At 35.3% G+C, this 11873-nt stretch carries 13 protein-coding genes and 1 tRNA gene; 9 read left to right on the forward strand and 5 right to left on the reverse strand.

What is annotated here, in order from left to right; translation table 11 throughout:
• The 5 genes from Megvenef_RS03710 to Megvenef_RS03730 all read right to left on the reverse strand — a co-directional run.
• A partial coding sequence (locus tag Megvenef_RS03710; protein WP_322776650.1) for a metallophosphoesterase family protein occupies nucleotides 1-404 on the reverse strand: 404 nt, incomplete at its 3' end.
• Nucleotides 405-573: 169 nt separating this feature from the next.
• Nucleotides 574-650, reverse strand: a tRNA-Met gene (locus tag Megvenef_RS03715).
• 199 nt (nucleotides 651-849) lie between these two features.
• On the reverse strand, nucleotides 850-1335 hold the full coding sequence (gene rpsI, locus Megvenef_RS03720; RefSeq protein WP_322776651.1) for a 30S ribosomal protein S9: 486 nt from the start codon (nucleotides 1333-1335) through the stop codon (nucleotides 850-852).
• Between the two features lie 5 nt (nucleotides 1336-1340).
• On the reverse strand, nucleotides 1341-1808 hold the full coding sequence (rplM, locus tag Megvenef_RS03725) for a 50S ribosomal protein L13 (RefSeq protein WP_322776652.1): 468 nt from the start codon (nucleotides 1806-1808) through the stop codon (nucleotides 1341-1343).
• A gap of 222 nt (nucleotides 1809-2030) precedes the next feature.
• Entirely contained in the window at nucleotides 2031-4364 is a 2334-nt protein-coding gene (locus Megvenef_RS03730) for an AAA family ATPase (RefSeq protein WP_322776653.1), read from the reverse strand.
• Nucleotides 4365-4403: 39 nt separating this feature from the next.
• On the opposite strand from Megvenef_RS03730, the gene Megvenef_RS03735 reads away from it, so the two are divergent.
• The 9 genes from Megvenef_RS03735 to Megvenef_RS03775 all read left to right on the forward strand — a co-directional run.
• Nucleotides 4404-4571 (forward strand): hypothetical protein, encoded by a 168-nt coding sequence (locus Megvenef_RS03735; RefSeq protein ID WP_322776654.1) that lies wholly within the window; start codon nucleotides 4404-4406, stop codon nucleotides 4569-4571.
• Nucleotides 4547-4930 (forward strand): glutaredoxin domain-containing protein, encoded by a 384-nt coding sequence (locus Megvenef_RS03740; RefSeq protein ID WP_322776655.1) that lies wholly within the window; start codon nucleotides 4547-4549, stop codon nucleotides 4928-4930. Before Megvenef_RS03735 ends, Megvenef_RS03740 begins: the two co-directional genes overlap by 25 nt.
• Nucleotides 4931-4954: 24 nt before the next feature.
• The gene (gene clpP, locus Megvenef_RS03745) at nucleotides 4955-5563 is read left to right on the forward strand and encodes an ATP-dependent Clp endopeptidase proteolytic subunit ClpP (protein WP_322776656.1); all 609 of its coding nucleotides are present in this window, start codon (nucleotides 4955-4957) and stop codon (nucleotides 5561-5563) included.
• Nucleotides 5564-5631: 68 nt separating this feature from the next.
• Nucleotides 5632-6906 carry an ATP-dependent Clp protease ATP-binding subunit ClpX gene (clpX, locus tag Megvenef_RS03750; RefSeq protein ID WP_322776657.1) on the forward strand — a complete coding sequence of 425 codons (1275 nt, stop codon included), beginning with the start codon at nucleotides 5632-5634 and terminating at the stop codon, nucleotides 6904-6906.
• Nucleotides 6907-6926: 20 nt separating this feature from the next.
• A complete protein-coding gene (locus Megvenef_RS03755) occupies nucleotides 6927-7910 on the forward strand; it encodes an aminoglycoside phosphotransferase family protein (protein WP_322776658.1) in 984 nt (327 codons plus the stop codon).
• 6 nt (nucleotides 7911-7916) lie between these two features.
• The gene (locus Megvenef_RS03760) at nucleotides 7917-8639 is read left to right on the forward strand and encodes a sugar phosphate nucleotidyltransferase (protein WP_322776659.1); all 723 of its coding nucleotides are present in this window, start codon (nucleotides 7917-7919) and stop codon (nucleotides 8637-8639) included.
• A 64-nt stretch (nucleotides 8640-8703) separates the two neighbouring features.
• Nucleotides 8704-10107, forward strand: a complete 1404-nt coding sequence (locus Megvenef_RS03765) for a cryptochrome/photolyase family protein (protein ID WP_322776660.1) — start codon at nucleotides 8704-8706, stop codon at nucleotides 10105-10107.
• A 35-nt stretch (nucleotides 10108-10142) separates the two neighbouring features.
• On the forward strand, nucleotides 10143-11399 hold the full coding sequence (locus tag Megvenef_RS03770) for a class I SAM-dependent RNA methyltransferase (RefSeq protein ID WP_322776661.1): 1257 nt from the start codon (nucleotides 10143-10145) through the stop codon (nucleotides 11397-11399).
• 146 nt (nucleotides 11400-11545) lie between these two features.
• Nucleotides 11546-11873 (forward strand): transposase (locus Megvenef_RS03775; protein ID WP_322776028.1); only part of this gene is annotated, 328 nt, incomplete at its 3' end.

An 11873-nucleotide genomic window follows, 5' to 3' on the forward strand; every position in this document is an offset into this window, starting at 1 on the left:
ATGTTAGCTACCAATGTTACACTACTACCCCATTTATCTTGATCTTTTTTTAATTCAAAAAACTTATTATCCTCCTCAATAATAAGTTTTCCTTTTTTTTCTATATCAGCTTTGTCTATTGGGAATTTTTTTATAAGTTTTTCTATTCCTAAATCGCCAGTTAAAATTATAAAATCCAAATGCTGGTTATTTTTATTCAACGAGGCTTCTAATTCATTAGTGCGGTCTATAGCATGATTAAAATAAACAAGTGAATCTGATGTTTCTTTTTCTTTACCGGGTACTTCAAATAAATGAGGATCGGTTAACTGGACAAATCGTACTTCTGCAAAACTAATGGGAGCTGATAGGAAAAATACTACAAAAAAATATACTACGAGGAATGCTTGGAATGTTTTTGTCATCGTTATAATTAATAATCAAATTTGTATAACTAATACATTCTCTGATTTGTTAATCAAAGTCTAACTAATTTACCTTCGGTATCGGTAACTTAATTTGTTTGTTGTTTTTTTTGGTTTTGATTTAATGGGTCTTAACGAGTGGAATCTAGAAAAGAATTCTATTCTTTTTTGGTAGCGAGGGAGGGACTTGAACCCCCGACACCCGGATTATGATTCCGATGCTCTAACCAGCTGAGCTACCCCGCCAAGAAGTATAAATTTTATACTAATATGAAAAACATAACTAATTCTGGTGAATTAATTTTGCTATTTTAGTTTTGTTCTATCTAGAAATCTAGGCTGCATAAAATCGTTTTTAAATTAATGCGCCGTAACTTCAAATGCTTTTAATATAGTATTTCGATAGAGAAAACTGCCCAAGACCAAACTTAGGCAGTTAAATCTATTAACGTTTGGAGAACTGAGTGCTCTTACGTGCTTTACGTTTACCATATTTCTTACGTTCTACAACTCTTGCATCTCTAGTCAAGAAACCGCCTTTACGTAAGATTGCATGAAAATCAGTAGAAATACAGTCAAGTGCTCTGGCAATTCCATGAACTATTGCGCCAGCCTGTCCTGTAGTTCCACCGCCTTTAGTCGTACACATGACGTCAAACTGTCCAGTAGTATTCGTGTCTACAAAAGGTTGCATAATTGATGTTCTATATGTTTCGCGCGGGAAATACACAGAAAAATCCTTGTTATTTACTATGATTCTACCTTTTCCAGGCCTAACCCAAACCCTTGCTATTGAGTTTTTTCTTCTGCCAGTTCCGTAACCACCACCATCAGGTGTAGTCTTTTTGGACTTGCATTGAACGACTTGAGGTGCAGCAATTTTGTTTGCTACAACAGAACTTTTTTTAATCTCTAGTGTTGGTACTTCCATTACAATTACTTCGTATTTTTAGAATTTTTACTAGCAAGGTCAAAAGCTTCAGGCTTTTGAGCCGCGTGTGGGTGTTCAGCTTCGGCATATACATGGAGATTGCTTAGTTGTACATCACCCATTTTATTTCTGCTAATCATCCGCTTGACAGCCATTTTAACAACTCTCTCTGGATATTTTCCGCCTAGAATTTTTCCAGCTGTGGTTTCTTTTATACCGCCAGGAAAACCACTGTGACGATAATAGAATTTACCATTTTTAGGATCAGATTTTTTTCCTGAAAGATATACGTGCTTTGCATTAACAATCACCACGTAATCACCACAATCCATGTGCGGAGTGAAAGTAGGCTTGTGTTTTCCGCGTAGCAATACGGCAGTTTGACTGGCTAATCGCCCAAGTACAAGATCTTTAGCATCAATAACCCACCATTTTTTTTCAATCTCTGATGGTTTTGCGGAATAAGTTTTCACAGTATTGTCTTCTATTAATTTGATTATTTTGCAGCTAAAAATAGCAGTTACATGATCGCATTGTCAAGGATAATTTTATATCAAGTCTAGTTTTTAAGTGGCAGGTATAAGACTCGGATAAATTTTGACCTCCTGAGTGTGCGCTGAGTTATAGCAAGTCTTGCACTTTCGTCTTTTAATTTTCGGCTATCTAATCTAAAATTTGAATACTATACAAAAATATCAACTAGGTTCAAATTGCAGTTTATCTACTTTTTTTAAGCCAGAAAATTTGAACGTTAATTCTTTATTTTTTTTAGAGTAGTCAATAGTTACCATGCCGCCATTTCTGAGCTTGCCAAATAAAATCTCATCGGCGATGGCTTGTTTTATATTAGTATCGATGATTCGATCGAGCTCACGGGCGTTACCTTTTTTATTAAAGCAATTTAAGGCAAAATACTTTTTTACACCGCTATTGACAGTTAGTCTTACTTTTTTGTCAGCTAGTTGCGCAGCTAGTTCTTTTAGGTTTTTTGAAACTATCTTATCAATTATATTGCCAATAGGATTGAAGAGGATTATTTTGTCTAGTCTTCCGCGGAATTCTGGGCTAAAATGCTGGTTGAACGCTTCCATGTCCAAACCAACTTTAGTGTTAGTTGAATCTGTTTGCGCAAAACCAATAGTAGCTTTTTCTTCTTCGGCAACAAGATTAGTTGTTAAAATAATCATCGTATGTGAAAAATTTATGTGCTTACCAGTGCTATCAGTAAGTCGACCTTCATCCATTATTTGTAAAAGCAAATTAAAAATCTCGTGGTGAGCTTTTTCTATTTCATCAAATAATATTACCGAGTAAGGAAATTTATCCACTTCACTGGTAAGCATGCCGCCTTGGTCAAACCCAACATAACCAGGGGCGCTTCCAAGAAGCTTTGATACTGAGTTGGATTCAACGAATTCTGACATATCGAATTTTAGCAATTTCATGCCACTAAAATTTGCTAGTTGTTTTGCAAGTTCGGTTTTACCAACACCAGTTTGGCCTGCGAACATATAGCAACCAGTTGGACGTGCGCCTTTGCGAAGACCCGCATGGGAAAGTTTTATGCTAGCGCATAGACTTTCTATCGCTTCGTCCTGACCAAAGATATAAGTTTTTAAGTTGCTGCTAAGTTTCTTTAATTGCATTATATCATCAGATTCAACTCGTATAGTTGGAATATTCATAATGCTAGCAAGAAGTTGTTCTATATCTTTTTGAGTGATAACTGTTTTGTGTTTAGATTTATTTCCAATCTTGCTTCTGGCGCCAGCTTCATCCATGAGATCGATTGCTTTATCTGGTAAATGCCTATCGTTAATAAATCTCTGGGATAAAGTAATTGCTGCTTTTAGGGCTGAAAGTTCATAAGTAACATTATGGTGTTTTTCATAATTTTCTTTGAGACCTTTGAGTATTTCTAGCGTAGTATCTTCATCAGGTTCGCTGACAATAACTTTCTGAAAGCGTCGTACCAAAGCCATGTCTTTTTCAAAATTATTGTGATATTCTTTGAATGTAGTTGAGCCTATGCATCTAAGGTCTCCGCGGGCAAGAGCTGGTTTAAGAAGGTTACTAGCATCAATTGCTCCCGTTGTGGTTGATCCAGCTCCAATAATAGTGTGGATTTCATCAATGAACAAAATAGCGTTTTGGTTTTTCTTTAATTCTTCAAGTAAATTTTTGATTCGTTCTTCAAAATCTCCTCTAAACTTGGTTCCCGCAACTAGGCTTCCTATGTCTAGAGAATAAATGATAGCATCCTTTAAGATTTCAGGAACGTCATTATTAATGATTCTAGTAGCAAGTCCTTCTGCTATAGCTGTTTTGCCTACGCCAGGTTCTCCAATGAGAATAGCATTGTTCTTTTTTCTTCGACAAAGTATTTCAATTGTTCTCTCAATTTCACTCTTTCTACCAATTAAGCAATCAATAGCGTCAATATTAGCTCTTTTGTTAAGGTTAGTACAATATTTTTCAAGCTCGCTTTCATGCGGGGTATCTTTATGTTCTTCCTTTAAGTGTTTTTGAGAAATTTCTTTAATAAGTGTAGCTTGAAGTGTACTTTGATTGGTTGATGTTTCTGGGGTTGACTTAATATATGATTTGTCATGAGTTTTAAGAAAATTGAGTACATCTTGCCGGTTTAAATTTGATTCTTTTAGGCATAGAAGAGCGTACGCTTCGTGCTCAAAAAAGAATTCAGCGAGCACGTGACTACCTGAAATAACCTTTTGTCCATTGGCTTGACTGTGGAGAGCGGCGCGTTGAATTATTCTTTGGAATCCAGCGGTTGGCTTGGCTTCTTTATTGTCTTCATCCACAAGATCTTGTAAATCATGTTCAAGGTAATTTTTCAGCCTTGTTTGTAATGATCTTAAGTCAACGTTGTTTGCAAGAAAAATACTTTTTGCATCCGAATCTTCTGTAATTGAAAGCAATAGATGTTCGTAGGTTGCGTACTCGTGTTTATATTCTGTGGCAATCGACAAAGCTCTTCTGAGGGTTAACTCTAATTCGTTGGAAAGCATCTGGATACCTCGCGAGTCCTCTTAATATGTAGACACATTATGATAAGTATATCAGACTATAATATAGAAATGCTCGTATATATTTTAGTAATTACTTATTTTATGTGGATTTGTGGTATGAGTTCTTTTAGATTTATGTTAGAGTTGGCCTTCGATATAGTCGAGATGAGTCTTACAAAAATATGGGAAATAGTAAAATATTTATAGTTTTAGCTGCGTTACTTGTGTTGTTTGCGTCGGTAAAACTGTATTCGAACTACGATTCAAGTACAGTTGTTAGAGAAGCTAAAACTCCAAGAAGTGATTTAAAAGTTTTGCTTTATACTAAGGATACGTGTAAATACTGTATCTTGGCTAAAGAGCTCTTGGTTAAAAACTCTATTCCTTATGAGTTCATTGAACTTTCGAATAATAGAGAACTACATCAAAAAATTGCTTATCAGACTAGTCAAAATACTGTTCCATACGTTTACATAAATGGTGAATTTATTGGTGGGTATAAGAATTTGCTGGAACTGGAAGAATCTGGGAAGTTGTATATAGAGTCTGAGCTTAGGGAAAAATAATAATATTTTTGGAGAAAGTAAATTATGAGTTATGTGCCAATAGTTGTTGAGCAGACTGCAAGAGGGGAAAGATCATATGATATTTATTCACGTTTGTTAAAAGAGCGTATAGTGTTTGTTTGTGGTGAGTTTGAAGACCAGATGGCTAATTCTATTGTAGCGCAGTTGTTATTCCTTGAAGCTGAAAATCCAGAGAAAGAGATATATATGTATATCAATTCTCCTGGTGGTGTCGTAAGTTCAGGTTTTGCAATTTATGATACTATGCAGTACATAAAACCAAAGATTGCTACGCTTTGTATTGGTCAAGCTTGTTCAATGGGGGCAACTATTTTGCTTGCCGGAGAAAAGGGAATGCGCTACGTCTTACCAAATAGCCGGATAATGATACATCAACCAAGTGGTGGCTATAGAGGTCAAGCTACGGACATTGAAATTCACGCGCGTGAGACAATGAAAGTAAAAAAACAGCTTCATGCAACTTATTCCAAACACACTGGTCAAACTATAGAGAAAATAGCAAATGCTATGGAACGTGATTGTTTTATGTCAGCTAGTGAAGCGCAGAAATTTGGTATTGTAGATAAAATCATTAGCAGCAGAGAATTAATTCTTGTGCCGAATACAATGTAAGTAATAATTTACTTTCTTAAAAAGAGCTGATAAACAGATAAGTATAAGTAAAAAATTTTAGGATTGCTATGGCTGAAGAGTTTAAAAAAAAGTCCCTACATTGCTCGTTTTGTGGTAAGAATCAGTTTGAGGTTAAAAAACTGATTGCTGGTCCGACCGTTTTTATTTGTGATGAATGCATTGAGATTTGCCAGGATATTATTCAAGAGGAAGTGAATGAGGCCATTGAAAATATTGTTTCTTCAGTGCCAACTCCTAAAGAAATATACAAAATTCTTGATGATCACGTAATCGGCCAAGATAAAGCGAAAAAGGTGCTTTCAGTGGCTGTTTACAACCATTACAAGCGTCTGGAAAGCTTGATCAATTCTAAGGATGAAGTAGAGCTCAACAAATCAAATATTATGCTTATCGGGTCCACTGGTTCTGGGAAAACTTTGCTTGCCCAAACTTTGGCTAAGATTTTGGATGTGCCTTTTACTATGGCAGATGCAACAACTTTGACTGAGGCTGGATATGTTGGTGAAGATGTTGAGAATATTTTGCTCAGATTATTACAAGCAGCTGACTTTAACGTAGAGAAGGCGCAAAAGGGAATAATTTATATTGACGAAATCGATAAAATAGCCAAAAAATCTGAGAACGTATCAATTACACGTGATGTTTCAGGTGAGGGGGTGCAACAAGCGTTGTTGAAAATAATGGAAGGTACGGTTGCGTATGTTCCGCCGCAAGGAGGAAGAAAACATCCGCAGCAAGATTTTATTCAAATTGACACTTCGAATATATTATTTATATGTGGTGGTGCATTCATGGGTATTGAGGGTATTATTGCTGCACGAAGCGATAAGAGTTCAATTGGTTTTGCGGCTAATGTTAAGTCGAAAGAAGAAATGCGCCATAGTGATGTATTAAAAGAGTTACAGATTGAAGATATAATTAAATTTGGTATGATCCCTGAGTTTATTGGGCGTTTGCCAGTTGTTGCTACTTTAAAAGAGCTTGATAAAGACGCTTTAATTAAGATTCTTACCGAACCTAAGAATGCTATTGTAAAGCAATATAAGAAACTTTTTGCTCTGAATAATGCTGAACTTGAGTTTACGGAAGATGCTCTTGAGGCGGTGGCAGCTAAAGCGTTAAAAAGAAACACTGGTGCAAGAGGCCTCCGTTCTATAATTGAAGAATTGTTGTTAGAGGATATGTATAATTTTTCTGAATTGAAAAATAAGAAGATTACCTTTAACAAAGAGACAGTAGAAAATAATGTTGCGGCAGTCATTAAGCCAATAAAAATTGCTAAGGTTTCTTCTAAATCACCAAAAAAACGTTTGGCTGTATAAACTCTATAGCATTATTAAACATGGTTTCATTTATTGCTGAAAGAGAGGAGAAATTAAAGTTATTTATTAACAGTTGTTTTTCTAAAATACCGCATACAATTGAGTCTATGCCTGGTGATGCCGGTATGCGTAGCTACTATAGAGTGTGGGCTGATAGCAAAAGTTATGTAGTGATGGATTGTCCCCCAAGTTATGCAAATGTTCAGTCTTTTATTAACATTGCTAATTTTCTTTTAAAAAATGATTTTTCAGCTCCGCTGGTTATTAAGAAGGATCTTAAGCAAGGTTTTTTGGTTATAGAAGATTTTGGAATTGTTAGTGTCAAAAACTACTTGGAAGAGATAGCGGATAATATTCAAGAGAAAAAGAATATTTATTGCTTAATCGTTGATTTGCTGTGTTCTCTTCAGAAGTTAGAGTGCCCCACCGGGCTTAGGTATTTTGATAATGAACTGCTTTGCAAGGAAATAGAGCTTTTTGTTGATTGGTACATTCCTTATGCATATAAGCGAGAACTAAAAATACATGAATTCGATGAATTTATCGAAATTTGGCAAAATGTTTTGGCAAAGCAAGCTGCAATGCCAAATTGTTTAGTTCTAAGAGATTATCATTTAGAGAATATGATGTATCTACAGGAACGGGATTCATTTAGGAAGATAGGTTTACTTGATTTTCAGGATGCTCTTTGTGGTTCTCCGGTGTATGATCTAGTCTCTGTACTAGAAGATGCACGATTTGATGTAACTCGGCAAGATGCGCTTGATCTTGTGGATTATTTTGCTGAAAAAAAAGAACTTGATAAGTTCGAAGTATTGCGGGACTATCATATATTGGGCGCACAAAGAAATTGTAGGATCCTTGGAGTATTTTCTAGAAAATATACAAGAGATAACGATAATAGTTATTTAAAATATATACCAAGAGTACAAAAATATTTGGAATATGATTTGTCACACCCTGACTTACTTCCGGTAAGAAAGTGGTTGAAGAATTTAAAGTAGGTTGGAATGATTGATACTATAATGTTATTTGCGGCTGGATTTGGTAATAGAATGCGCCACTTAACTGAAAATAGCCCTAAAACATTAATTCCTATTTTGGGTCAGCCGATGCTACACCATGCACTGGCTTTGTGTAAAATGTATCCATTCAAAAAGGTAGTAATTAATACCCACTATTTACATGATCAAATTAGTAAATCTGTCGATGACTTCAAGAAGCTTAATCCATCGTTTCCTGAAATAATAGTAATATACGAAGAAGAGCTGCTCGAAACAGGGGGGGCTATTAAGAATGCTCTGGCACAATTGGGAGAAGATCCAGTTTTTGCTCTAAATACTGATATTGTTCTAAAGTCTGAGTATAATATTTTTGCTGACATGATCAAGAAATGGAATCCTGAAGAAATGGACTTTTTACTTTTAATGCAAAAATATAATAGAGCTGTTGGTTATTCTGGACATGGCGATTTTGATTTGCTTGCTGATGGAAAGCTCTCTAGACAAGATAAAGAAGGAAATTATGACTATATGTATGCTGGTTTACAAATTTTAAAACCGCAGAAAATAGCCAAACATCCACTCAAAGTATTTTCTCTTAGAGAATATTATTTAAACAGTGATAAGGTAAGAGGTATCGCTGCAAAAGATAGCACAAGATGGTATCACGCTACTACGCCAGAAGATTTAGTCGATATTGAAATGGATATGCTGGCTCATGGTGATCAATAATTCTATTCATAGTTTTTGTATATTAGGTTTGTTTTGTTGTAACTGACAAATAGAGTTTAAACTTATGTCACTAACAATTCACTGGTTTCGTCAAGATTTAAGATTAAGTGATAATCCTTCGTTATCTGCGGCTGTAGAAAACGGTGAAGTTTTACCAATTTATATACTTGATGACTATAATCCAGGTCAACATGTTATGGGAGAAGCAAGTAGAGTCTGGTTGCATCACTCTTTGAATAAACTTAACGAATCTTTGGGTGGTGGCTTGAGAGTATTTTCTGGTAATGCTACAGATATTATTCTCGATCTAACGCAGAAATATAATATAAAATCAGTATATTGGAATAGGTGCTATGAACCATGGAGAATTAAACGAGATAAAATAATAAAAGAGAGTTTGCAAAAACAAAATATCGACGTAAAAAGCTTTAATGGATCGTTAATGATTGAACCGTGGAAGTTTCTCAAAAGTGATGGAACCCCTTATAAAGTATTTACTGCTTTTTATAAAAAAGCTTACCTAGATGGTTATTTTACCAGTACACCAATACTAAAGCCTAATAATACCCATTACACAAAAGATAATATAGATTGTTTAGATATAGAATCTCTTGCTTTATTGCCATCTGATAAATGGGGAAATAATATTATTAAAGGTTGGGTTGTGGGAGAAAATGCAGCATATAAAAAACTGCAGAACTTTTTACAAGTGGGTATAAAAAACTATAAAGAAGGTAGAAATTTTCCGTCTAAGGAAAATACTTCTCGTCTTTCACCGCACTTGCATTTTGGTGAAATTTCTCCAAGACAAATTTGCTATTACATTCAATCTCTAAATATAGAAGAAAACCTAGAATGTTTTGTTAGTGAAATAGCTTGGCGTGAATTTTCATATTACCTGCTTTATCATTTTCCCGAGATACCAGTAAATAATTTAAATATTAAATTTAATCAATTTCCTTGGAGAGATAATAAAAAGTTACTTGGTTGTTGGCAAAAAGGTATAACGGGTATTCCTATTGTTGATGCCGGGATGCGTGAACTTTGGCAAACAGGTTATATGCATAATAGAGTGAGAATGATTGTTGGTTCATTTTTAGTAAAAAACTTACTAATCCACTGGAATTATGGGGAAAGATGGTTTTGGAATTGCTTATTTGATGCAGATTTAGCCAGTAACAGTTGTAGTTGGCAATGGGTTGCTGGATGTGGAGCAGATGCTGCACCTTATTTTCGGATTTTTAATCCCGTAACTCAAGGAGAAAAATTTGATGCTACGGGGGAATATACTAGGAAATATGTACCAGAATTAAAATCATTACCAGATAAATATTTATTTAATCCTTGGGAAGCTCCAAAAAAAACGTTGATTGATGCTGGAATTCAGTTAGGAATCAATTATCCAGAGCCTATAGTTGATTTAAGTTTTTCCAGGAAAAGAGCTCTAGAAATATTTTCTTCCCTTTAAAACTTGCTTATCCTTATAACTTATATGAGAAACCAATGGCTATAATAGAAGAAGGCTCGTGCCTTATCGAATTTATAAATAACCAAGGGCTTGGTTGCGGTAAGAGTCCTCAGGGATTAGTAGAAGTACCATATGTTCTCCCAGATGAAGTTATCACTTTTGAGAGACATGAATATCGTCGGCAATCTAATTGTTTGCTCAAAAATATTGAAAAACTATCGAGCCATAGAATTACGCCAGAATGTAAATATTTTGGGCGGTGTGGTGGTTGTATGCTCCAGCATATGGACCTGAAAACTTACGATAATTTCAAGCTTAGCCTTGTAAAACAGGTGTTGCCGCCTGAGACTATAATCAATCCTATAGTTACTATTCCTAAAGGAACCCGTCGCCGTATCAATCTGCAGGCTCTTAAAAAAAATGAGCAACTCTTCCTTGGATTTTATCGGTTCCATTCCCATCAGATCATTGATATAGATAGCTGCCCAGCCATGATGAGCCCGCTGTCTGCTATACTTATACCACTCAAAGAAGTTCTTATGAATATTTTGGAACATAGACAAAAAGCTGAAATCTTTCTAATGCATGCAAGTAATGGTATTGATATGCTCCTTGAGCTACATAATCTTATCGATATTATACCAGAGCAGGAGCAAGAGTTGGTAGATTTTGCAAAAAAAACTGGGATTATTAGATTGCAATTCCGTTCATCTAAAAAGCCTAGAGTTTTGTTTGAAAGTGAAAAACCATATATTTTATTAGGAGATAAAAAAGTTACTACTGATGCTAAGGGCTTCATGCAAGCAAGTTTCTCGTCAGATCAAATACTAGCAGATTTAGTGGAACAATATTTACCTCAAGAAAAAGGCGCTTTAGTTGACTTGTTCTGCGGCCGAGGCACTTTTGCCCTACCACTTAGTAAGCGTTTTAGAGTAGATGGTTTTGAATCTGATGCAACCTCGCTTGAGGCCCTTGGAAAGGCGGCAGAAGGAGCGATAATGCTGTATGAACGTGATTTATTTACTAATCCTTTAAGTAAGGACGAGTTAAGGCCGTATCGTTTTGCTGTTATTAACCCACCAAGAGCAGGAGCTTTAGAACAGGTCAAGACATTGGCTCGTAGTAAGTGTGAAAGGGTGATCTATGTTTCGTGTAATCCAGAGAGCTTTGCTCGTGATGCAAGTATTTTAGAAAATGGAGGATATAAACTGCTTGAAGTTACTCCAGTAGATCAGTTTTTTTGGAGCTCACATCTTGAGGTTGTAGGAGTTTTTGTTTCTACTGCGGTCTAGATTGGTTTTGCTATATTCAGGTTATTTAGTCCCTCCGTCAAAACTCTCCCCGCCTGAATTAACAAGGGGTTTCATGTCATAAACAGCTTACAAAATCCATAAGAAAATGGTATAATTACCGCATAAAGCTTACGGATTTTAAAATTATGCCTATAGAAAATATTACTTTTCTCCAAAAACAAGAAAGGTTATTTGAAGAGAAATTATCTACAAAACTAAATCCTAAAAACAAGTTATATAAACTAAGGGATTTAGTAAATTGGTCTGAACTTGAAGCCAGAGCATTGCCTAACATTGAAATCAAGCAATTTGGTAGAAATAAGAAAGATCATAGAGTAATGCTAGCACTATCAATGCTTCAAGCTATGTACAACGGTTCTGATTCGTTTACGGAGGAAGAGCTAAAGGAAAATATTTATTGGCAATATTTTTGTGGTTATGAATATTTGCAGCAAGATCTTGATGTGTCTGAAG

The sequence above is a fragment of the Candidatus Megaera venefica genome (genome assembly GCF_034554655.1).
Classification (GTDB): domain Bacteria; phylum Pseudomonadota; class Alphaproteobacteria; order Rickettsiales; family Rickettsiaceae; genus Megaera_A; species Megaera_A venefica.

Coding starts and splice junctions, on each gene's coding strand:
- Megvenef_RS03755 (WP_322776658.1), top strand. CDS start 6,927: ATGGTTTCATTTATTGCTGAAAGAGAGGAGAAATTAAAGTTATTTATT.
- Megvenef_RS03760 (WP_322776659.1), top strand. CDS start 7,917: ATGATTGATACTATAATGTTATTTGCGGCTGGATTTGGTAATAGAATG.
- Megvenef_RS03770 (WP_322776661.1), top strand. CDS start 10,143: ATGGCTATAATAGAAGAAGGCTCGTGCCTTATCGAATTTATAAATAAC.
- Megvenef_RS03735 (WP_322776654.1), top strand. CDS start 4,404: ATGATAAGTATATCAGACTATAATATAGAAATGCTCGTATATATTTTA.
- Megvenef_RS03740 (WP_322776655.1), top strand. CDS start 4,547: ATGGGAAATAGTAAAATATTTATAGTTTTAGCTGCGTTACTTGTGTTG.
- clpX (WP_322776657.1), top strand. CDS start 5,632: ATGGCTGAAGAGTTTAAAAAAAAGTCCCTACATTGCTCGTTTTGTGGT.
- clpP (WP_322776656.1), top strand. CDS start 4,955: ATGAGTTATGTGCCAATAGTTGTTGAGCAGACTGCAAGAGGGGAAAGA.
- rpsI (WP_322776651.1), bottom strand. CDS start 1,335: ATGGAAGTACCAACACTAGAGATTAAAAAAAGTTCTGTTGTAGCAAAC.
- Megvenef_RS03730 (WP_322776653.1), bottom strand. CDS start 4,364: ATGCTTTCCAACGAATTAGAGTTAACCCTCAGAAGAGCTTTGTCGATT.
- Megvenef_RS03765 (WP_322776660.1), top strand. CDS start 8,704: ATGTCACTAACAATTCACTGGTTTCGTCAAGATTTAAGATTAAGTGAT.